18 protein-coding genes are annotated in these 22,740 nt (G+C 62.5%); 7 read left to right on the top strand and 11 right to left on the bottom strand.

Annotated elements, in window-relative coordinates; translation table 11 throughout:
* The first annotated feature begins 287 nt into the window (after positions 1-287).
* A complete protein-coding gene (locus AArcSl_RS02270; RefSeq protein ID WP_119814422.1) occupies positions 288-707 on the top strand; it encodes a hypothetical protein in 420 nt (139 codons plus the stop codon).
* Positions 708-878: 171 nt separating this feature from the next.
* Here AArcSl_RS02270 and AArcSl_RS02275 read toward each other — a convergent pair whose 3' ends face one another.
* The 7 genes from AArcSl_RS02275 to AArcSl_RS02305 all read right to left on the bottom strand — a co-directional run bounded on the left by AArcSl_RS02275 (position 879) and on the right by AArcSl_RS02305 (position 9,261).
* Entirely contained in the window at positions 879-1,931 is a 1,053-nt protein-coding gene (locus tag AArcSl_RS02275) for an outer membrane protein assembly factor BamB family protein (RefSeq protein ID WP_119814425.1), read from the bottom strand.
* Positions 1,932-2,113: 182 nt separating this feature from the next.
* A complete protein-coding gene (locus tag AArcSl_RS02280) occupies positions 2,114-2,779 on the bottom strand; it encodes a helix-turn-helix domain-containing protein (RefSeq protein ID WP_119814428.1) in 666 nt (221 codons plus the stop codon).
* A gap of 120 nt (positions 2,780-2,899) precedes the next feature.
* On the bottom strand, positions 2,900-3,928 hold the full coding sequence (locus AArcSl_RS02285; protein ID WP_119814431.1) for a uroporphyrinogen decarboxylase/cobalamine-independent methonine synthase family protein: 1,029 nt from the start codon (positions 3,926-3,928) through the stop codon (positions 2,900-2,902).
* A 337-nt stretch (positions 3,929-4,265) separates the two neighbouring features.
* Positions 4,266-5,228 (bottom strand): electron transfer flavoprotein subunit alpha/FixB family protein, encoded by a 963-nt coding sequence (locus AArcSl_RS02290; protein ID WP_119814435.1) that lies wholly within the window; start codon positions 5,226-5,228, stop codon positions 4,266-4,268.
* Positions 5,229-5,993 carry an electron transfer flavoprotein subunit beta/FixA family protein gene (locus tag AArcSl_RS02295; RefSeq protein WP_119814438.1) on the bottom strand — a complete coding sequence of 255 codons (765 nt, stop codon included), beginning with the start codon at positions 5,991-5,993 and terminating at the stop codon, positions 5,229-5,231.
* 64 nt (positions 5,994-6,057) lie between these two features.
* Positions 6,058-8,577 (bottom strand): GcvT family protein, encoded by a 2,520-nt coding sequence (locus AArcSl_RS02300; RefSeq protein WP_119814441.1) that lies wholly within the window; start codon positions 8,575-8,577, stop codon positions 6,058-6,060.
* A gap of 291 nt (positions 8,578-8,868) precedes the next feature.
* Positions 8,869-9,261, bottom strand: coding sequence for a cupin domain-containing protein (locus AArcSl_RS02305; RefSeq protein WP_119821668.1), 393 nt, complete (start codon positions 9,259-9,261; stop codon positions 8,869-8,871).
* 136 nt (positions 9,262-9,397) lie between these two features.
* Here AArcSl_RS02305 and AArcSl_RS02310 point away from each other — a divergent pair, with 136 nt between their 5' ends.
* From AArcSl_RS02310 to AArcSl_RS02325, 4 genes are all read left to right on the top strand, one after another.
* On the top strand, positions 9,398-11,350 hold the full coding sequence (locus AArcSl_RS02310) for an ASKHA domain-containing protein (protein WP_161945903.1): 1,953 nt from the start codon (positions 9,398-9,400) through the stop codon (positions 11,348-11,350).
* Positions 11,347-12,162, top strand: coding sequence for a DUF1638 domain-containing protein (locus AArcSl_RS02315; RefSeq protein ID WP_119814446.1), 816 nt, complete (start codon positions 11,347-11,349; stop codon positions 12,160-12,162). The genes AArcSl_RS02310 and AArcSl_RS02315 overlap by 4 nt, the downstream gene beginning before the upstream one ends.
* A 179-nt stretch (positions 12,163-12,341) precedes the next feature.
* Positions 12,342-13,172, top strand: a complete 831-nt coding sequence (locus tag AArcSl_RS02320; RefSeq protein ID WP_119814449.1) for a methylenetetrahydrofolate reductase — start codon at positions 12,342-12,344, stop codon at positions 13,170-13,172.
* 107 nt (positions 13,173-13,279) lie between these two features.
* Complete coding sequence (locus AArcSl_RS02325; RefSeq protein WP_119814452.1) at positions 13,280-14,200, top strand: tetrahydromethanopterin S-methyltransferase subunit H family protein; 921 nt, start codon at positions 13,280-13,282, stop codon at positions 14,198-14,200.
* Positions 14,201-14,247: 47 nt separating this feature from the next.
* On the opposite strand, the gene fdhF is transcribed toward AArcSl_RS02325, so the two are convergent.
* A complete protein-coding gene (fdhF, locus tag AArcSl_RS02330; protein WP_119814454.1) occupies positions 14,248-16,365 on the bottom strand; it encodes a formate dehydrogenase subunit alpha in 2,118 nt (705 codons plus the stop codon).
* A gap of 162 nt (positions 16,366-16,527) precedes the next feature.
* Here fdhF and AArcSl_RS02335 point away from each other — a divergent pair, with 162 nt between their 5' ends.
* The gene (locus AArcSl_RS02335; RefSeq protein ID WP_119814457.1) at positions 16,528-17,097 is read left to right on the top strand and encodes a hypothetical protein; all 570 of its coding nucleotides are present in this window, start codon (positions 16,528-16,530) and stop codon (positions 17,095-17,097) included.
* Between the two features lie 32 nt (positions 17,098-17,129).
* On the opposite strand, the gene AArcSl_RS02340 is transcribed toward AArcSl_RS02335, so the two are convergent.
* From AArcSl_RS02340 to AArcSl_RS02350, 3 genes are all read right to left on the bottom strand, one after another.
* The gene (locus tag AArcSl_RS02340) at positions 17,130-18,839 is read right to left on the bottom strand and encodes a formate--tetrahydrofolate ligase (RefSeq protein WP_119814460.1); all 1,710 of its coding nucleotides are present in this window, start codon (positions 18,837-18,839) and stop codon (positions 17,130-17,132) included.
* A gap of 268 nt (positions 18,840-19,107) precedes the next feature.
* Entirely contained in the window at positions 19,108-20,565 is a 1,458-nt protein-coding gene (locus AArcSl_RS02345) for a trimethylamine methyltransferase family protein (protein WP_119814463.1), read from the bottom strand.
* 84 nt (positions 20,566-20,649) lie between these two features.
* Positions 20,650-21,543, bottom strand: coding sequence for a bifunctional methylenetetrahydrofolate dehydrogenase/methenyltetrahydrofolate cyclohydrolase (locus AArcSl_RS02350; RefSeq protein ID WP_119814466.1), 894 nt, complete (start codon positions 21,541-21,543; stop codon positions 20,650-20,652).
* A 398-nt stretch (positions 21,544-21,941) separates the two neighbouring features.
* Between AArcSl_RS02350 and AArcSl_RS02355 the strand changes: the two genes are divergently transcribed.
* Complete coding sequence (locus AArcSl_RS02355) at positions 21,942-22,652, top strand: corrinoid protein (protein WP_119814469.1); 711 nt, start codon at positions 21,942-21,944, stop codon at positions 22,650-22,652.
* The last annotated feature ends 88 nt before the right edge of the window (positions 22,653-22,740 follow it).

The raw sequence follows: 22,740 nt of genomic DNA on the forward strand, positions 1-22,740 counted from the left end.
AATCTCGGGTACTCCCTGGCGGGCCGTCCGGAGGGAACAAAAAAGATGGCTCTTACCGAACAGAGTGAAACAACAGTATTCATCCGGGAATTGGCAGGTAGTGCAGTGGAAGATACAACGCGCATATTCAGCACCGACGCGGTTCTCCACCGTAGCTGGTCGAATCGATCAGTGCAGATCGAAATTCAGCACCTCAGAACCGAGTCGACCAGGTCGGTCGATGTGATTATACAATAAGCATTTGAGTTTAAATAAAATATATGAATTACCCGGTCAGAGTTTGCGTTATGAACCGTCGAACAATCCTCGCGTCACTCGTCGCCTCGATGTCGGGGGTTGGACTCGCTGGCTGTCTCGACAGCCCATCAGTCACATCTAATGACCTAGACGGCACAACCACGTCCACACCCGAGACGATCTCGAAAGATGAGGCGAAAAAGCGAGCGTACGAGGCAGAGGAGGAGTTCGTTATTGAAATCGTAAAAAACGCAGAGTGCGTGACAAGCGATGTCGGGACTGGATATCCGTACACTGAATTTACCAGTATCGACGACCGAACGGAAGAAGGTGTGTACGTCGCCGTTGAGCTGCCGTACTGGTACAAAACGGGAATCGCCCACGTCCACACCAAGACTCAGGCGACGTACTTCGTCACGGATGATACTGTCGAACGTGTGGACGGTGACGAAGTGACAATCAAATGTTAAAATCATGTTCATCGACCGGATGATTCAACGCAACCCGGTCGAAACAAATGAGGTAAGCGTGCTGCATCCATCTGCTATCTTGTACTGAACTACATACCAATCACCCGATAGGTTCTACTGTTTCACTAAGTTTGGGAAGGGCCACTTGAGAAATGCAACCGTTGTCGACCGTTAGGGTGCCCGAAAAGCGCGCACTAGACCATCGCTCGTCGTGTAGAGGAGGTCGTCGACAAGCGCGAACCGCTCGCCGACATCTGGGGCGGACCGGGACCACTGTTCGTTCCCGTCGTCGGGATCGAGACGCGTGAGTCCGCGATCACGACCGGCCGTCGGCACGAACAGGGCGTCGTCGGTCGCGACGACCGGTCCCCGGGCGTTGACGTCGGCGTGCCACGCCCGCGAGCCGTCGATCAGCGCGTAGGCGTACAGCCCGGGCTTCTCGCCGTCGTTAGCGTGGACGTAAACGCGGTCGGGCGCGATCGTGAACCGACCGAACCCGTGGGCGTTGGGGCGAGCGATCCAGTCGGGGCCGTGGACGTTACCCTCCAAGTCGCCGTGAACGAGATGCCCGTCGCGAACGGCGAGGCCGCCGGGGTGTCCCCCCGGGACCGAGTCCGCGAGGATCGTCCCGTCGTCGTCTAGTTCGAACAGTCGTTCGAGGTCGGTCCGCCACCCCTTCGCCCCTTCAGTCGGATCGAGAGCGACGACGTGTGTCGATTCGCCGCGCCGGTCGAGGAGGTAGACACCATGTTCTGAGACGGCGACCCTTCGGAGGTCCATCGGCTCTGCGATCCACACCTGTTCACCGTTGTCGTCGAGCGCCACGACACGTTCATCGGTCTCGACGTGGATCCGTCCCGCGGCGTATCGGACGGCGTCGACCACCCCATCGACTGCAGCCGTCCACAGTTCGGTACCGTCACGGGCGTCGAGCGCGAAGAGCTCCCCGTCTGCAGTCCCGATGAAGACGATGCTGTCGACCACAATCGGCGTCGTCGGCTCCGCGCCGGTTTCGACGCTCCAGAGTTCCGCGACCGGTTCGTCTGGTCCGGACGACGCAGGCGTGTAGTGTGTCCGACCGTGATCGGCCGCCGGCATAGGCCAGTCTGCGTCGAGGGCGTCTGGCGGGTCAGGTTCTTCTGCGGACGGCGGTTCGTCGCCGAGACAGCCGGTGATCCCGACGAGAGAGCTACCGAGCAGAGTAAGGAGGGAGCGGCGGTTCATAACTGGCGCTTACAGCGTTATAAAAAAAGAATTCTGTGGAAACACGATTCGTTGTTTGAGTCTATCTGCCGGCTTGTGCTGCATTCATGCTCTCCATCTTGCACGCCAACCTGCGACAATTTCACTAGTCCAATGGTTGTTTCACTAGCGCAGACAAGAGCCAAAGGGACCTCGAGTGCTTGTCACTCCACCCGTTCTTTGTCGGGATCGACGATCGTCATGCCGATGAGCCGCGTGAGGCCACGGCGAAGCCGCCCACTTGCGGCAGCAGGAGAGATGCCCAGTTCGTCCGCGAGTTCGACAAGCGAAATTCCCCGGGGTTCTTCGAAGTAACCGCGGTCATAGGCCGTCACGAGCGCCTCGTGCTGTTCGGCGGTCAGGCCGTAGCCGTCGTCGTGCTCCCGCTCGCTGATCTGGTGGAGTTCCAGCACGTCGAAGGTAAAGGAGTTCTCCCTGGCGTACTCCCAGATCTCCGCCAGCACCTCGCGGTTGGGGAGCTGCCAGCGTTCGATCCAACCATCGGAAAACGACCTGGCGTCCAGCGACATCCCACCGACCTCAGTGACTTTCGGGGCGATGAGCTTCGCATTGTCGGTGAAGATGATACCGTACACGAGTTGATCACCGTAATCGGACATCAGCTTGGATTCTGCGACCGTATGATCCTCCTCGAGGATCTCGCCGATCGGCTCGTCGAGACTCCCCTCGAACACGATGAAGTACATGTTGTGCTCGGGATCGGTCGCGACCTCCGGAAGTACCCTGACGTCGCCGTCCGAGAGCGTCCGGATGGTATGAGAGAGGGCCATATCCGGATGAGAGAAATGGATCTTCGTGATGGTACTCATTTGGGTTCCCTTTGGCGAGCGTCCCTATAATTGTTCAGTGTTTCACCCAAAAGGTGATACTCCGATAGCACGTTCTATTGACGATCCGCCGTACCAACGTCCCTGAACTGCGAAAACGGGTTATGCCGTCTCGACTTCACCGGCGTCCATGGCCGCCTCGACGGCTTCGACGGCCTCGACCATGTTCTCGAGCTTTTCGCGGGCGATCGGTCGCTTCACCGGCTTGAGCCCGCAGTCGGGTGTGATCGTCAACTGTTCGGGCGGGACGAGCGACACCGCCTCCTCGATCCGGGCGCGGATCTCCTCGATCGAGTCGACGTCCCTGTCCTGAGGATCGACGACCCCGAACCCAATGTCCACGTCGCCGTCCCACGCTGCGAGCACGTCTGCCGGGTCGTCGGCGTCGTCGCTCGCGAACTCCAGATCCACCTCGTCGACCGGAAACGAGAACATCTCCGGGGCGAGGTTGTCGTAGTTGCCCGAACAGACGTGAACGCCGAGCCGAACGTCGTCCGGCACCTCCTCGGCGATCCGCGAGAGGCTCTCGTGGGCAAGCTCAGAATGCGGTGAGATCCCCAGCCCCGGTTCGTCGATCTGGATCCACTCGACGCCGGCGTCCACGAGCCGCGCGACTTCCGCGGCAACCAGTTCCGCCAGGTCCGCTGTGAGCTCTCCGACGTCGTCGTACGCCTGCGGCTGGCTGAACGACGCGAGCGTGAACGGCCCCGTGACGGTTACCTTGACCGGGCAGTCGGTGACCGACGCGGCGAACCGGTAGTCGTCGACCAGCCACGGCTCGCTCGAGGAGACCTCGTCGACGATCGTCGGCATCCCTGTGTTCCAGCCGGTTCCGTCCCCGCCGCCGTCCTGCTCCATGTTGTCGATGAACCGCGCGAAGTACTCGATCATCCCCTCCCGACGCACCTCCCCGTCGGTGACGACGTCCAGCCCCATCCGGTCGAAGATGTTCACGGCGGCCCGACTGGCGTCGTCGAGCGCCTCCTCGACGGTCCCCTCGGGGACCGATCCGTCGGCGTGGGCGTCCTCGATCTCGGGAAGCCAGGCCGGCCGAGGGTAACTGCCGACGACTGTCGTCAGAAGGAAACTCTCCGTTTCGTGATCGGGGGGACGGAATCGTTCACGTGTCATTGCCCCATCCTACGGGGCGGCCGGAATAATCGTTTGGCTTACCGGCACGATCGGCAAAACTAACAAATAAATAATAATTCTGAATAGACATAACTTGCAAACAGGAATCACAACGAGGAAACAAGAAATATAAGCGGTACTCGCGGGAGGCGATATAGTAACACAATCTCAAAATTTGAATGGATGTTTTCTCGGGTTGTAATATAATTGGGGGACTTCAACTCTAATAATTTCAATAATTCAGTTTTCCAATCAAACCAGGAATGAGCAGATCTCGTATGGTATGGAGTAACTACAAGATATTATATACGATGTGGGTCCCGGGCGACGGGGTCGTCTACTCTTCGAGCTCTTCGTTGAGCCGCGGGACGACCTCGTGGAGGTCGGCGACGACTGCGTAGTCGGCCTTCTGCATGATCGCGGCTTCCGGATCGGTGTTGATCGCGATCACGTTCTCGCTGCCCTTGGCACCGACCCAGTGCTGGACCGCACCGCTGATGCCGGCCGCGATGTACACCTCGGGGGCGATTTTCGCGCCGGTCTGTCCGATCTGGTCGTCGTGGGGCCGCCAGCCTTCGTTGACGGCCGCGCGGGTCGCGCCGACCGTCCCGGTGAGTTTGTCCGCGAGTGCCTCGAGCTGGGCGAACTCCTCCTCGCCGCCGACACCGCGACCGCCACCGATGACGACGCGAGCCTCCGACAGGGGGATGCCTTCCATGTCGGACTCCTCCTGACGAACGACGCGCACCGCGACGTCCTCGTCGTCGAGTTCGGGCGCGAACGGCTCCACGGCAGGGTCACTCTCGGCCTCGGCGGGTTCGGCGGACACCTCGTGGGGAACGACAGTGAGCAGCTTGACGTCCGCCTCGAGTTCCGCGTGTTCGATGAGGCTGCCACCCCAGCGCTGGCGGGTGATCCCGTACACGTCACCGGCCTCGACCTCGGTACAGCTCGTGGCCATCGGCACGTCGAGCTTCGTCGCGAGATGTACGAGCACTTCGTGGCCGCGATCGCTACCCGGAGCGACGACCGTCCCTGCCGACAGCTCCTCGACCAGTTGGGCGAGACTCTCCGCGTAGCCTTCCGGCGCGTAGGCGTCCAGCAGGTCGTGCTCGATCGCACACACCTGGTCGACACCGTACGCCGAGAGGTCGTCCGCGATGTCTTCTGCGCCGTCACCGAACGCGGCGGCGACGAGCTGTTCGTCCTCCTGTATCGCGACGTCCCGCGCGAACGTGACCGTCTCCAGGGAGACGTCATCGACCGCGCCGGCGTCGTGTTCGACGAGCGTGAGTACCATTTACACCACCTCCAGGTCATCGAGCACTTCGACGACGTCCACGGCCGCCTCGGGAGTGTCCCCGAGCACTTCCGCGGGACTTTCGTCCCGTTCGGGCACCTCGAGTTCGACCTTCCGCACGTCGGTGACGTCGGCCGGCTCGGCGCCGCTGCGGTCGACGTCCGTCTGGCGGGCCTGCATTCGGCTCCGCATCGACGGGTACCGGGGAGTGTTTACACCCTCCTTCACGGTGACGACGGCGGGCATCGGCACCTCGAAGACGTTGTTGCCGCCGGGCACCTCCCGCTTTGCGATCACGGTGTCGCCGTCGACCTCGACGTCCTTGATCCCGGTGACGACGGGAACGTCGAGCTGGTTCGCCACGCGGATGCCGACCTGGTAGTTCTGGGCGTCGGCTGACTCGTTGCCGAAAAACATCAGGTCGTACTTCGGCTCCCCGTCCTCGTCGCTGACGGCGTCGGCGATCTCGCGGGCTGTCGAGATCGGACCCCACTCGTGGTCGCCGGCCTCGAGCAGCTTCGCCTCGTCGACACCCATCGCGACGCCGGTGCGGAGCTGCTCGGTGGCGTCCTCCTCGCCGAGCGTCAGCACCGTCGACGTGCCGCCGTGCTCCTCGACGAGTTGGACGGCCGCCTCGACGGCACACTCCTCGTGCGGGCTGATGGTGTAGCCGATGCTGCTTGCATCGACGTCTTGCTTGTCGTCGGTCAGTACGATCTTTGCGCCCGTGTCGGGCACGCGCTTGATACAGGCTATAGTTTCCATCGTTGTGTGTATGAGTGTTCGGTGGAACGCTAAATAAACCGGCGGTTTCAACGCCCCTACGGGCTTACTGGAGGATCCGCTCGTTGCTCGGATCGAACAGCGGCTTGCTGCCGACCCGCTCGACGGTCACCGGGTACTGGGTGCCCATGTACTCGACCTGCAGGTCCTGCCCTTCCTCGGCATATTCCTGCGGGATGTACGACATGAGGAGGTGCTTGCCGAGCGACGGCCCCGTGCCGGCGCTGGTCACGTACGAGCGGCGACCTTCCTCGTCCTCGAGGACGTTGCCGTCGAGGTCGAGGATCGGTTCGCCGCCGGTCATGAACCGCGGCTCGCCGCCCTCGGGGGCGTGGTCGTCGACGGTGAGGGTACACAGCGTGGCGACGTTCTCCTCGTCGATCGCCTCGGCGTACGCCTCCTTGCCGATGAAGTCCTCGTCTTTGACGCCGTGGAAGGTGAGACCGGCCTCGGCGGGGTTGTACTCCAGCTCGAGCTCGTGGCCGTACAGCCGGTAGCCCTTCTCCATGCGACCGGTGGTGCCGTAGACGCCCATCCCGACCGGCCGGATGTCGTAGTCCTGACCGGCCTCGTAGATGATGTCCCACAGGCGGCCGCCCTGCTCCATCGGGGCGTACAGCTCCCAGCCGAGTTCGCCGACGTAGGAGATGCGGAACGCCCAGACGTCGACCTCACCGAGCGTGAGGTGCTGGGCGGTGTACGGCGGGAACGCCTCGTGGGAGACGTCCTCTTCGGCGACTTCCTGGACGACGTCCCGAGCGTTGGGGCCCCAGACGCCGAGGGTGGCTAAGGAGGACGTCTGATCGACGATGCGGACGTCCAGACTGCCGATGTTGTTCCGGAACCACCGCTTGTCGGGACCGGTTTCGCCGCCGCCGGTCATCACTCGATAATGATCGTCGGCCAGGCGGGCCATCGTCAGGTCGGAGATGAACCCACCGTTCTCAGCGAGCACCGGTGTGTACACCGACTCGCCGACGTCGATGGCCGTGTCCGCGACGAAGATCTTCTGGGTGAACTCCTCGACGTCGTCGCCGACCAGGTCGATGAGGCCAAAGCCCATGTCGCCGATCATGCCGACGTTGTCGCGCATGTGGAGATGCTCGCCCAGGATGATCTCCGACCACCAGCGGCTGTCCCACTCGTTGGGGCGCTGGAGGCCTTCGAGTTCGTCCTCGTACTTCTCGAGGAGGTCCTCGTTGGACTCGAACCACTGCGGGCGCTCCCAGCCGGCCGACTCGAAGAACTCCGCACCGAGATCCTCCTGCCGGTCGTAGAAGGCGCTTTGCCGCAGCGGACGGGACGACTGCCACTGCTCGCGCGGGTGGACGATGTCGTAGATCTTCTGGAACCCTTCGTGGGCGCGCTCCTTGACGAACTTCTTGGAGGTGCCGTAGCCCTCGAAGCGGTTGACGTCGGACTGGTGGAGGTCGACCTCGGGGTAGCCCTGCGTCATCCACTGGGCGGTGTACTTCGCGAACGCCGGTGCCTCCTTGATCCAGATCGCCGAACACGACCAGAGGCCGTCGACGTCGTCCATCGGGCCCACGAGCGGCATGCCGTCCGGCGTGACCGAAAGCAGGCCGTCGATCGCGTGACGGATCTCGGCGTCCTCGAGGATCTCGGGCATGATTTCGAGGGCGTGCTCCATCGACGGATCGAACGCGTCCTGGGTCAGCGGCGGCTGGGTCGGCGACAGCGGCGCCTCCTCGTTGGACGGCACGTCTTCGACGTCCCACAGGATCGGCCGGTGTTCGTAGGAACCGACCTCCATGTCGTTGCCGCTCGGACGCTCGTACATCTGGGTGTCGACGTCCCGAACGATCGGGTACCCGATTTCCTCGCCTGTCTCCTCGAGGACGTCGATCGGGCCGACGCTGATCATCTGGTGGACTGCCGGTGTGAGCGGGATCTCGGTGCCGGCCATCTCGGCGAGCTTCGGGCTCCACAGGCCGGCGGCGATGACGACCTCGTCGGCCTTCACCGTGCCGCGGTCGGTCTCGACCGCCGAGATCGCGCCGTTCTCGACGTGGAGATCGGTTACCTCGGTGTTGGCGAACGACTGCAGTACGCCCCACTCCTCGGCCTCCTTGCGCTTGATCTCGCCGAACCGGAGCGGGTCACAGACGCCGGCCCGGGGCTCCCAGAATCCGCCCTCGATAATGTCCTCGTTGATGTACGGAACCATCTCCTTGACCTCCTCGGTCGAGATGATCTCCGCTTCCTGCCCCCAGGACTTCGAGGACGCGATCTGACGTCGGAACTCCTCCATTCGCTCTTCGGTCCGGGCGACCTCGATGCCACCGCTTTCTGTGTAGAGGTCTTCCTCCTTGTACTGCTCCATCGCCTCCTGTGTCAACAAGGCCATCTCCTTGTTGTGTTCGATGGGCATGATGAAGTTGGAGGCGTGGCCGGTCGATCCACCCGGGTCCGGGAACGGCCCCTTGTCGATCAGAACGATGTCCTCGCGCCCCTGATCCGCGAGGTGATACGCGAGACTCGTTCCGACGATCCCTGCGCCGATAATGACGGTGCCTGCCTTCGACGGCAGCTCTTTACTGCTCATACGTGAACTACATTATCCGCCTGCCCTAAAAAATACTATCCCATCAAGATTTCACGTCTTTATTATTCCCGACGGCAAAGGCAGAACCGACGCGTCACGGTCGGACCGAACGGAGAAAACCGAACGTTGTGTAGCCCCAGTCTCCGCAGTGATCTTAATTATAATTAACTATACACACGTAACTCTTGTCGTTAAATAGTTCGCCCCTTTAAGTGCTCCATTACAACAGTAGGAATGTTATCGTACCGACAACCGCCGGGGCGCCAGACATCGGATCGAACGGTTCGGTTCTCATTCCTCGTCGACCACAACGTACTCCCCGTAGTCCTCGACAGTGCCGACCGTCGGCGCACCGAGCATGAGCCACACCGCCTCACCCTCCTCGGCGTCGTTCAACAACTGTCGCGGCGTCTCCGAGGGGACGCGAACGACACCCCACTTCGGCACGTCGACGAGATCCCCGCCGATCCGCGCCCTGCCAGGACCCGACAACAACACGAACACCTCCTCCTGACGCTCGTGTCTGTGATACCCGGTGACGTCTCCGGGAGACAGTCGGATGACGTTCACCCGCATCTCCGTCGCACCGAGCGCCTCCGTCAGTTTTCTGTGGTTTAGTCCGGACTCGGGAAACTGGTCGGGTTCGATCTCGTCGGGATCAACGACGGTGTACTCGTCTGACATCGTCCGTGAGATGCAATCCGCCGGAGATATAGTTTATGTCGGTGATACTTTGCTTTCGGACGTGGTTCGTGGCGGGTTAGCAAATCACGGCGACACCCTTTTGACGGGGCATTCCTGTTCTCCAACAGAAACCGACATGAGTGACGAACCGACTGTGCGATTTTCTCCCTGGGAGACGAGCGTCGACGTCGAGGAGGGAACGACCGTTCTCGAGGCCGCCGACCGGGCAGGTCTGTCGATCGAAAGTCTGTGTGGCGGCGAGGGTCTCTGTGGCACCTGCAAAGTCGTCGTCGACGACGGCGCGGACTGTCTGTCCGCCGTCACGGACGCAGACGAACTACTGCTCTCCGAAGAGCAACTCGAATCGGGCTACCGACTCTCCTGTCGTTCGGACGTCGAATGTGGCCCGGTCGACGTCACGGTTCCGAACGTCTCGCAAAACACCGGCGGCGTCGTCCTCACCGAAGGCAGAGAACTGGAGGTCGATCTCGATCCCGTGGTCACGAACTACCACCTCGAGCTGTCGCCGCCGTCGCTTTCGGACAACACGGCGGACCTCGAACGTGTGGGGGAAGCGCTCAAAGAAAACTACGAAGTATCGATCGAAGAGATCGATCGGGTCGTCCATCAGGAGCTGCCGAACCTGATGCGCGGTGCGGAGGTCGAGGACAAACTCCACGCGACGGTGACGGTGTACGACGACGAGGAGATCATCGACGTCACCCCGGGATGGGACGAGACGATGTACGGGTTGGCTATCGACATCGGGACGACCACGATCGCCGTCTATCTCGTCGATCTCCGGACCGCCGACCGCGTCGCGGTGAGTTCGCGGATGAACCCACAGAGCACGTTCGGCGGCGACATCATGAGCCGGATGCGACACACTCGACGAAGCGAGAACGGTCGCGAAGAGCTCCAGGACGCGATCGTCGACGGTGTAAACGAACTGGTCGACGAGGTGGTCGAGGAAGCCGAAATCGACCCCGATAACGTTTACGAGGCGGTGTTCGTCGGGAACACCGCGATGCATCACCTCTTTCTGGGGATCGATCCCCACTACGTCGCCGGCTCCCCGTACGTGGCGGCCAACCACGCCCCCGTCACCGTCAAGGCCCGGGAGCTGGACATCGACATCAACCCGGCCGGCTACCTCTACTGGCTCCCGATAAGCGGCGGGTGGGTCGGGCCGGACAAGGTGTCGGTGCTTCTGGTGTCCGAGCACCACAAACGCGAGGAACTCACCGTCTGTGTCGACATCGGAACCAACGGCGAGATTTCGGTCGGGAACAGCGAACGGATGTGGTCGACCTCCGCGCCGGCCGGTCCCGCACTCGAGGGCGCGGAGATCACACACGGTGTGCGCGCCCGGGACGGCGCCGTGGAGTTCGTCACGATCGACGACGAGACGCTGGAACCCGACCTCGAGGTCATCGGCGACGAGCCGCCGATCGGTATCTGTGGGTCCGGGATCATCGACGTCCTCGCGGAGCTGTTCGAGGCGGGCGTGATCGACCAGCGGGGACAGTTCCAGGAGGAACTGCTGGATCACCCGCGGCTCAGGCGCAACGCCCACGATGTCCTCGAGTACGTGCTCGTTTTCGCAGACGAGTCCGGGATCGACGGTGACGTCGTCGTCACCCAGAACGACCTCCGGGAGATCCAGCAGGCGAAGGCAGCGATCCAGGCCGGTACCCGCGTGTTGATGGACGAACTCGACATCGACACCGTCGACAGGGTCGTTCTCGCGGGGGCGTTCGGCAACTACATCGATCCGGAGTCCGCGATGACGGTCGGACTGTATCCCGACGTCGACTTCGACGCGGTCGAATCCCTGGGTAACGCCGCCGGGATCGGGGCACAGCTCGCGCTGTTGAACCGCGACAAGCGAGCGGAGGCCATGGAGATCGTCGACCACGTCGAGTACTTCGAGATCGCCGGGACCGACGTGTTCCGGAACAACTTCATGGAGTCGATGTACGTCCCCCACCAGCGGATCGAACTGTACCCCAGTGTCCGGGAACGGATCGGTGAGTTCGACGAAGGGCGGGGTGTCGTCGTGCGCGAGGGACGCAGCGCCGAACGATGAGCGATCTACCCCGACAGGACGCACTCGGAATCGTCGCCTGTGAAACCCTGTATGCGGAACTCGACCGGTTCGCACCCGATGCGACGGTTCGGTACGTCCCCCAGGAGTATCACGAGTTTCCGGTGAACGTTCCCCGGAACGCAGAGATTGTCGAGGTTATCGAGCGACACGTCCGGGAACTCGAAGACGCCGATATCGACCGGATCCACCTCCTGTACGACGCCGACGACGAGGCGCTGTCCGGGATCCAGACGGAACGGGTACCGCTGTACCGCAGCCGGGCCGGCGACTGCGTTTCGGTGTTCCTCCACGGGATCGAACCGCTCGAATTCGGCGAGCGGAAGGCCAGCGGGACGTACTATCTCACACGCGGGTGGATCGACCGCGGCCTCGACGCCCACAAACTGTACCGGGGATTCCTCGGGGAAGGGGAGCAACTGATCGAACAGTTCGACCGCGCGGCAGCCGACACCGACGAACTCACGATTACCTGGCCGGACGCCGACGGGTTCGAACGCGCAGTCGAACGCGGGCAGGGGATGTCCCGGGAGGCGATCGGGCGCTTCTTCCACGATGTCGTCGGGTTCTACGACCGGGTGGTTCTGGTCGACACCGGCACGTGCCGCGAGTTCCACCGGGAGTACGCCGAGTCGTTCCGGGAGTTCGTTGCAGAACTCTCCGCCGAACACGGCGACGGACACGACGTGACGCTCTCGGTCGTCGACGGCGACACGTCCGTGCTGGAATCGATGCTCGAATCGGATGGAGAAACCGAACACCTCGAACGGTATCCAGCCGGAAAACCCATATAGCTGCCATCGGACCGCCTCCACCGTCCTCCACCCCACCCCCGCGGCTGGAAGCGCGCAGCGGTGGGACCGAAATACTGTTTCTCGAACCGCGTGTTTCTCCCCGAGATAGCAAAGTATTATTTCATTCTTCCAAACATATATCCCGGCTTCACTCATACTAAAAGAGGAGATACCGAGAAATGACACGCGACGACATCACAGCCTTACTCACCGATCCGCGCTTCGAGTTGTTACCGTTCGACAGCTTCTACGATCAGGCCGACCAGCTGCCGGAGGGATCGAAGATTGCGGTGACCGCCTCGCCGGATCTGGGAGTCGACAGAACCGTCGAGGTGTCGCTCGACGCCGTCGAGCGCGGCTTCGAGGTGACCCCCCACATCGCCGCCCGGGGTGTAAGCGACGTCGACCACCTCCAGGACATCGCCGACCAGTACGAGGAGGCAGGGATCTCGGATCTGTTCGTCGTCGGCGGGGACAACGAGGAACCGGTCGGCGAGTTCGAGTCGGCCCACGACGCGCTCGTGGCGCTTGCGGAACACGGCTACGACTTCGAGGAAGTCGGCATCGGCGGCTACCCCGAGGGCCACCAGAAGATCGACGACGACACCCTCGCGGAGGCGCTCGAGAAGAAATCTCCGTATGCCACGTACGCGGTCACCCAGCTGTGTTTCGACCCCGAAGCGATCATCGAGTGGACCGACGAAGTCCAGGATCGGGGGATCGACCTCCAGGTACACGTCGGAATACCCGGCGTGGTGAAGTACCAGCGGCTGTTGCAGATCTCCCGGAAGGTCGGCGTCGGCGACTCGATCGGCTTCCTGCGCAAGACCACCGGCATCATCGGCTTCGTCAAACAGCTCGTCGGATCGCGCGGCAACTACACCCCCGACAGGCTCGTCGAGGAACTCGCGCCGTACGGTGCGGATCCGGATTACCCGATCGAAGGCGTCCACCTGTACACGTTCAACCAGGCCGCCGATACCGAGAAGTGGCGACGCGAACTGGTGTAGCAACCACCAAGGAACGCCGGGGACTCGGCCGGGAGCGAGGTCCGACAAAAAAGACCCGCCGAATAAGTTACAAAGAAATAAGGGTGCCCTCACAGTACCTGTACACGATGTTCACGTTCGAAGCGGAGCAAGAGGTGTACGACATTAATGGCGTCAAGATCGGTGGGCAACCCGGCGAGCATCCCACCGTGATGGTCGGCAGTATTTTCTACAAGGGCGACTCCCTGCTCGAAGACCCGAAAACCGGCGAGTTCGACGAGGAGGGTGCCCGCGAGGCGATCCGGATGGTCGAGGAAACCTCCGAGAAGACTGGCAACCCCGCAATGCTCGACGTGATCGGCGACACGCCCGAGGCGCTGATCAAACACGTCGACTTCGTCGCCGAGGAGACCGACATCCCGATCTTCATGGACGGCCCGACCCCAAATATTCGATCGAAGGCCGCCAAACACGTCGGCGAGATCGGCATCCAGGACCAGATCATCTACAACTCGATCGAGTCCAGCACGAAGGAGGTCGACACCGAGATCGAGGCGATCCAGAACGCCGGCATCGACGCCGCCGTCCTGCTCAGCATCGACACCAAGAACCTCACCCTGCAGGGCCGGTTCGACGCGCTCGACAAGAACCTCGAGGTCGCCGAGGAGGCGGGCATCTCGAAGCCGATCGTCGACCCCGCAGTCATCGACATCCCCGACTCCGGGTTCGCCGCGAAGGCGATCCACGAGATCAAGGACCGGTACGGCATCCCCGCCGGCTGCTCCCCGCACAACGAAGTGATCCGCTGGGAGATGGAAGACCCACTGAGCCCGGACACCAAGAAGCTCCGCCAGGCGGTCGCCAACTCCGTCATCGTCCACCTCGGGGCCGACTTCAACCTCTATGGAACGATCCACAGTGCTCCCGAGATGTACTCCGTCGTCTCGCAGGCCGACGCCTACGTCGGCTACGCGGCCCAGATGACCGAGCGCCGCCGCCCCTCCCAGGATCACCCGCTGTACAAGATCTTCCGCAAGGGCGGAAACTGAAACTCCGATACGCTGGTCGAAAAACGGCGCTTTTGGGCTTCGTCTTTTCAGTCGTCCGCGGGCGCGTCGTCCGGTGCCTCCGCGGGTTCGATCCCGATCTCGACCTCCGCGGCCGCGGCCTTGTACTCGGGGATCTTCGCCCGCTCGTCGAGCACGTCGTTCGTGAGCCGGTTCGCCGAGGCCGCTGCGAAGTGTGGCGTCGTCCAGACGACACCCTCTTTGATATCCTCAGTGACCTGCGCCAGGAGCGTGATCTCGCCGCGGCGGGACTTGAGCTTCACGTACTCGCCGTCTTCGATGCCGTACCGCTCGGCATCGTTCGGATGGATGTCGACGAAGTTCTCTGGGTGCTGCCGGTTCAGCGTCGGCGACCGCCGACTCATCGTCCCCGTGTTGTAGTGCTCCTCCAGCCGCGCGGTCGTCAACACGAGGGGGTACTCCTCGTCCGGCGTCTCCTTTGGCGGTTGGTGGGTGACGCCCTCGATCTGCCCGAGGCCGTTCTCCGTGTCGAACTCATCTTCATAGAGGAACGTGTCCCCTTCGTCGCCGGGTTCATAACAGGGCCACTGGAGCCCTTCCTCGCCCAGCAGGTCGTAGGTCATCCCGTGGTAGATCGGGCAGACCTGGCGCAGTTCCTCGAATACCTCCTCGACGTCATCGAACCGGAACTTCTCATCGCCGAACAGCCGGGAGCCGACCTCCATCATGATGTCGAGGTCGTGTTTCGTGTTCTCGTGAACCTTCTCGACCCCCCGCATCCGCTGGACGCGACGGTCGGTGTTGGTGACAGTGCCGCCGCGTTCGGCCCACGTCGTCGCCGGCAGGATCACGTCGGCCAGCTTGGCGGTTTCGGTCATGAAGATGTCCTGGACGACCATGAACTCCAGTTCCTGGAGGCGCTCTTCGACCCGGTTTCCGTCGGGCTCGCTCATGATCGGGTTCTCCCCCATCACGTACAGCCCGTGGACGGACTTTCCGGCCTCGTGTGAGATCTCCACGTTCGTCAGGCCCGGTTCCGGAGGCACTTCGAAGCCCCACTCCTGCTCGACACTCTCGCGGGCCTCGTCGTCGTCGACGAGCTGGTAGCCCGGAAGCACGTTCGGCATGGCGCCGACGTCGCAGGTCCCCTGGACGTTGTTCTGGCCGCGAAGCGGATTGACGCCCGTCCCCGGCCGGCCGAGGTTGCCGGTGATCAACGCCAGGTTGATCTCGTTTTGGACGTTGTCGACTCCGCAGGTGTGCTGGCTCATCCCCATCCCGGTGAAGATGGCGGCGTTGTCGGCGGTGGCGTACTTCTCTGCGGCTGCTTCGATGTCCGAAAGCGGGACGCCACACTCCTCGGCGGCAGCCTCCTTGTCGAAGTCCTCGAGCGTCTCCGTCAGGTCGTCGAACCCCTCGGTGCGCTGTTCGATGAACTCCTCGTCGATCCAGCCGTTCTCCAGGATCGTCTTGAGAACGATGTTCAAGAGCGGGATGTCGGTCCCGGGCTTCAGCTGGAGGTGCATGTGCCGGTCGGTCTCGTCGATCTTGAACGACCGGGTCGTCTTGTTGGCGTGGGGATCGACCTGGATCACCGTCGCCCCCTCGAGCACTGCCTGCCTGAAGTACTGGCTGTTGGCGATCGGGTGCTGCTCGCCCGGGTTCGCACCCTGGATCCACAGCACGTCCGCCTCGTCGCGGAGGTCCGCCATACTGTTTGTCATCGCGCCGGCGCCCAGGCTGGTCCGCAGCGCCCACACTGTCGACGCGTGGCACATCCGCGTGCAGTTGTCGACGTTGTTGGTGCCGTAGCGCCGCGCGAGCTTCTGGAGGAGGTAGTTCTCCTCGTTCATCACCTTCGAGGAGCCGAAAAAGCCCATCGCGTCCGGCTCGTGCTCCTCGCGGATCCGCTGCATCTCCGAAACCACCAGGTCGTACGCCTCCTCCCAGGTGGCCTCGCGGAACTCGCCGTCCTCCCGGATCAGCGGGTCGGTGAGTCGGTCTTCGTGGTCGACGACCTCCGTCGCGGCACCGCCCTTGATGCAGACGCGCCCCTCGTTGACCGGGGCCTCGCCCCACGGCATGAACCGCATGTCGCCCGGCTCCGCTCCGGGTTGGACGGAGATACCACAGCCGACGCCACAGTACGGACAGATCGTCTTCACCGGCTCGTCGTCACTGGACATTTCTATCACTCCAGAAGGTAACCGGTTTTAGTTTCTCCCGTCCCGTCGTCCCCGGGCTGGCGATCGTGTGTGGATGTCGAGTCATACGTCTCAACCTGCGACTCCAGAGACATGAATCTTTCTCGGGGAAACGTTCACCCCGCTGGACCCCTTGCCCGCCGTATGGAACTCTCGCCCTCGCTGGTCGCCGAGAAAGCCGCCGAGTACCGGAGCGTGGAACCGCTGTACGCAGTCGAGGCCGACCACCTCGAGATCATGCCGAAGACGTTCGACTCCGGAGAGTACGGCCGCCGCGACGCCCAGTGGCCGGTGCGATGGTACTACCGCCGTCACCTCGGGGCGTTTCCGGACCGCGACCGACGCGACGCCGAGAGCCGGTTCCGGGAGAACGACTTCGAAGCGGTGATGGAGTCGATCGAGGCCGCGAAACGATCGGAGTCGGCCGCCGACGCCGTCGGTGAGCTCACGGCGCTTTCGGGCGTCGACGTCGGCGTCGCCTCGGCACTCCTCTTTTTCAGTGATCCCTCACAGTACGTCGCCGTCGGTGCCCGGGAGTGGAACACCCTCGGAACGGCCGGAGAGCTTTCCGAGCCGTACCCGGATCCACTCTCCCCGTCCGACTACGAACGGTATCTCGGCGCGTGTCGCCGGGTCGCCGATCGTGTCGACTGCGACCTGTGGACGCTTTACCGGGCGCTGTGGCGACTGTCGGACGAGTCGACAGCCCCATAAAAAACGGAAACGTGTGAAAAGCGACCGGCGGCCTAGAAGAGGCCGGAGATGGTGCCGTCTGCGTCGATGTCCATGTCGGCGGCGGCGGGACGACCCGGCAGGCCGGGTAGGTCCATCACGTCGCCAGTTAGCACGACCAGGAAGCCGGCGCCAGCAGACGGGTACACTTCACGCACGTCAAGCGTCCAGTCTTTGGGGACGCCCTTCTTCGAGGGGTCGTCGCTGAACGAGTGGAACGTCTTCGACATCACGATCGGCATGTCGTCCAGACCCAGCTCTTCCATCCGCTCGATGTCGTCTTCGGCCCCGTCGACGTAGTTGACGCCGTCGGCGCCGTAGATCTCCGTCGCCACCGTCTCGACCTTCGATTTGATCGACTCTTCGGTGTCGTACAGGAACTCGAAGTCCGCCTCGCTCTCCTCGACGGCACCGGTGATCTTCTCGACCAGTTCCACGCCGCCTTCCCCGCCCTCGGAGAAGACGTTCGAGACGCCCGCCGGGATCCCCTGGGATTCACAGTGGTCGACGACCGCTTCGATCTCCTCGTCGGTGTCCTGCGGGAACCGGTTGATGGAGACGACGACCGGCACGCCGAACTGCTGGAGGTTCGCGGCGTGCTTGTCGAGGTTCTCCAGGCCGGCCTCGACGGCCTCGACGTCCGGCTCTTCGAGTTCGTCCATGTCGGCGGGCCACATGTCCTTGCCGTGGTACTTGAGCGCACGCACGGACGACACCAGCACGATCGCCGACGGCTCGACGTCGCCGAAGCGGCTCACCACGTTGAGGAACTTCTCGGCGCCCAGGTCCGAGCCGAAGCCCGCCTCGGTGAGCACCCAGTCGGCCATCCCGAAGGCGGCCTGGTCGGCGATCAGCGAGTTGGTGCCGTGAGCGATGTTCGCGAACGGCCCCGCGTGCACCAGCGCCGGCGTTCCCTCCAGCGTCTGCACCACGTTCGGCTTCAAAGCGTCGCGAAGCAGGATCGTGGCGGCGCCGGTTGCCTCGATGTCGTCGACGGTGACCGGCTCGCCTTCCTCGTCGTAGGCGACGATGATCCGGCCGACGCGTTCCTTGAGGTCTTCAAGCGAGTCGGCAAGCGCCAGCACGGCCATCAGTTCGGAGGCGGCCGTAAGCAGGAAGCTCGCCTCGCGAGTCTGACCGCCCGACTCGCCGCCCAGCCCGATCACCATGTTGCGCAGCGCGCGGTCGTTCATGTCGATGGCGCGCTTCCAAGAGATGTTGTTCGGGTCGATGTTGAGCTCGTTGCCCTTCGAGATGTGGGCGTCCAGCATCGCGGAGATGAGATTGTGCGCCGCAGTCAGCGCGTGAATGTCGCCCGTGAAGTGGAGGTTGATGTCCTCCATGGGCAGCACCTGCGAGTAGCCGCCGCCGGCGGCGCCGCCCTTGATACCGAAGACCGGTCCCAGCGAGGGCTCGCGGATGGCGATCATCGCCTGCCGGCCCGTGTGGTTGAACGCCTGGCCCAGGCCGACGGTGGTAACCGTCTTGCCCTCGCCCATCGGCGTCGGCGTCATTCCCGTGACCAAAACGAGGTTCGAATCCTCCGACCGCTGGTCTTTGAGACGCTCGACCGCATCCATCGAGAGTTTGGCCTTGTAGTCGCCGTACAGCTCCAGGTCGTCCTCGGTGAGACCGAACGGCTCGACCACGTCAGTGATGTGTTCCAGATCGGCGTCCTGTGCGATTTCGTAGTCCGTCGGGAATCCGCTATCGTCTTCAGACATAGCTAGGAGAGACAACAGTGTCCACCATTAAGAAAGGTTCTGTTTAGTCCTTGGCTCGTTTAAGTACACCCGAGGAATAATTCATCTGATTGGCGAATAATCGTGGAAAACGTTGACAAACAGGGGGATTCGCCTGAAATCAGTAGACGGGGGTCGAACGGAACGGAGGGGGATTGAACGCAGCGAGCGACGAATGAGAATCGGGAGGGGAGCAGGTCACGCCCCGGCGGCGTGGCGGCGTCGGTGCAACCAGCGGATCGATCTCGGTTCAGTAGGCGGTTTCGGTGGCTTCCGCGACGTACGCCTCGAGGTCCTCCTCGATCTCCTCGTCGATCGGCGGTCGTTCGTACTCCTCGAGCCGGGTTTGCACGCGATCGTGCCCCATCTCGAACCCGGTCTTTTCGCCGTCCTCCTCCCAGTCACCGTGGGAGCGCTTGTCGAACACCTCGGTGCGGAAATGCTCGTCGCGAGAGTGCGTCAGCGTGTGTCGCTTGCTGAGGTAGTGGCCCGCGGGTTCCACTTCCGAGATGAGGTCGAACGCGAAGCTCTCCTTGTCGATCTGGAACCCCTCGTTGATCCGTTCGAGGTTCCGGATCAGCTCGCAGTCGAGGACGAACTTCTCCGGGGAGATCGCCGAGTACGACTCCAGGATGCCACACGAGTGGAGCACGAAGTCGATCCCCGAAAACTCCGCGGCGGTGAGCGTCATCATCGATTCGAAGCCGGCCTGGTAGTCGACCGACTTGGAGTCGGAGAGGCCGCCGCCGCCCCGTGACGGGACGCCGTAGTACCGCCCCATCTGCCCGGCAAACGAGATGAACAGCGCCGACTCGGGGCTACCGATCGACAGCGAGCCGTACCGGACGTCGATGTTCGAAGAGGGGACGCCGTACACGACGGGCGTGCCCGGATTGACGAGCTGTGCCAGGGTGATCCCCGTGAGGTTCTCCGCGTTCGCCTGTGCCATCGCGCCCGAAAGCGTCGCCGGCCCCGACGCGCCGGCCATCGTGAACGAGGAGACGACCGCGGGCTGGCCGTTCTTCGCCATCGTGAGCAGCCCGCCCAGCATCTTCTTGTCGAGGCTCCGGGGTGGGACCGTGTTGACCAGCGCTGCCGCGTACGGCTTCGACAGGTCCGGATCCTCGTGTGCAATGCCGACCATCTCCAGGCCGGCCTCGGCCCGGTCTTCGCCGTACGCCGACACCATCGGCACCTTGTCGGTGAGCGTCAGCGACCGCTTTACCATCTCCAGGTGTTTGACCTCCTGGTCGACGTCGTTCGGCTCACAGACGTTGTAGCCGGCGGAGTTGAGCACGTCCTCGGTCTGGACGAGCTTCATCATCGTCTCGTAGTCCTCGATCGTCGACTTCCGACGACCGTCCTCGAACGTCCGGACGTTCGGGGCGCCGTAGCCCGGCGCACGCAGCGGCTCCCCGGAGTCGCCGCCGATCGTGACGTTGTTATCCGGATTGCGCGCGTGGAGCGTGAACGAGGAGGGGGCCGTTTCGACGGCGTCCTCGATCACGTCGCGGGGGATGGTCACGACGTTGTCCTCGTGAACCTCGGCGCCGTGTTCCTCGAGGACCTCGATCGCCTCCTCGTGGTTCAGCTGGATCCCGATCTCCTCGATGATGCGGATCGCTGCCTCGTGGAGCGCTTCCTCACCTTCCTCCGTGAGTCTGTCGAAGGATGGCACCGGCTGTGTTTCCGTATCGTATTCTTTCACGTCTGGTTGTGATTACTTGTGACTCCCCCATAAACATTTCCAGGTGCGGCCCGTTGCCGCAGAAAATTCACTGCAGGGTCCAGCTCAGGGAAGTTCGATGTCGACGTCGTGCTGGAGGCTCGCGGCTTTGACCGTGTTGTACAGGAGCATCGTGATCGTCATGGGTCCGACGCCGCCTGGCACGGGCGTGATCGCGGAGGCTTTCTCCTTGGCGGAGTCGAATTCGACGTCGCCAACCAGTTCGTAGCCCTTCTCGTTGTCTGCGTCCACGCGGTTCACTCCGACGTCGATGACGACCGTGTCCTCGGTGAGCATCGACCCGTCGACGAACTCCGGGACACCCACCGCGGCGATGACGATGTCGGCGTTTCTCGTCTTCTCGGCCGTGTTTTTCGTCCGCGAGTGACAGACGGTGACCGTGGCGTTGCCCAGTTTCGTCTTCTGGATCAGCAGGTTCGCCATCGGCTTGCCCACGATGTTCGACCGACCCACGATCACCGCGTCTTTCCCTTCGGTGTCGACGCCGGCCGATTCGAGGAGTTTCTGGACACCGAACGGCGTACAGGGTTTGAATCGGGCGTTACCCGCCACCAGTTTGCCGACGTTTTCCGGGTGGAAGCCGTCGACGTCCTTCATCGGGTCGATGTACTCCAGGACCGCACGCTCGTCGACGTGGTCCGGTACGGGCATCTGGACGAGGATGCCGTGTACCGCGGGATCCTCGTTGAGCTCGTCGATCTTCTCGAACAGGACGTCCGCGGGCGCGTCCGGATCGATCTCGTGGTGGAAGCTCTCGATGCCGATCTGCTCGCAGGCCTTCTGCTTCATCGAGACGTACGTCTCGCTTGCGGCGTCGTCGCTCATCAACACCGTCGCCAGCCCCGGCGTGACGCCCTCCTCCTCGAGGGTCCCGATGCTCGATTCCAGCTCCGACTTGATGCGATCGCCGACCTCGTTTCCGTCGATTATCTCTGTCATAGTTGTGGATGTTCGCGCGCACGAGTCGAATCAGCTGTCGCTCGACCCGTCGCCTTCCGTTCGAAAATTTCTCTGCGATGCTAAGTAAGTTGTTGCTCGGTGTTTCGGGCGTTTATAAGCGAGGCCCGAGTTCCGCCGGCGACACGCAGCGGAGGCGATCCACTTGACCGATATACAACAATGGTTCTCGGTCGGTATACAACCATAGTGGGACTTGTGAATCTATAATTGTACTCCAATCGAACCAATCTAGCATGGAATGGCGCCTCCCGTAAATCAGCTATAGAGCGCCTACTTCACCAGTTCTCGTCATTGAAAGGAAATGAATCCGGCGGTCGTGTCTGATAAGAAAAACAAGCTTTATAGACAATCATAATCTTTCTCCGGGTACTGGATACATGACCGACACCAATGGGGGAGAAAACGATGCCGAGGAAGAAGTCGAGGACGAACTGTTACTCGAGATCCAGCAGTCGATCATTGATCTCGAGGAGGATCGGACCGAAGAGTTGACCAAACAGGCGATCGACGAGGGGTACGATCCGCTCGACATCCTGCAGAAGGGCCTGACGAAAGGCGTCAAGACCGTCGGCGACAAGTTCGGACGTGGGGAAGTCTTCCTGCCCGAGCTGGCGATGTCGGCAGACTGCATGCGTGCCGGCGTCCAGCACGTCGACCCACTGCTTGCGGATCTGGAACTCGACGACGAGGACACCGGCGGGAAGTTCCTCATCGGCACCGTCGACGAGGACATCCACAACATCGGGAAGAACATCCTCATCACGATGCTGAAGGCCAACGGCTTCGAGGTCGTCGACCTCGGCGTCGAGATCCCCAACGAAGAGTTCGTCGAAGCCGTCAAAGAACACGACCCGGACATTCTCGGCATGTCCGCACTGATGACGATGACGATGGACCACCAGGAAGAGGTCATCGAACTGCTCGAGGAGGAGGGCCTCCGCGACGACCTGAAGATCATGGTCGGCGGCGCCCCCACCTCAAAGGAGTGGTGCGAGGAGATCGGTGCCGACGGCTACGGCGACAACGCCGACGCCGCCGTCGAAGTCGCGAAGGAATTGGTCGAAGAACACCGGGCCGCGAAGGCGTAACCGACGGCAGATTTATAATAGATCCGCGAATTGACTCTAGATGACCCTCGCTGATGGTGGGGTCGTTTGACGAGATCGATCATGTCAC

This window comes from Halalkaliarchaeum desulfuricum (assembly GCF_002952775.1).
Taxonomy (GTDB): domain Archaea; phylum Halobacteriota; class Halobacteria; order Halobacteriales; family Haloferacaceae; genus Halalkaliarchaeum; species Halalkaliarchaeum desulfuricum.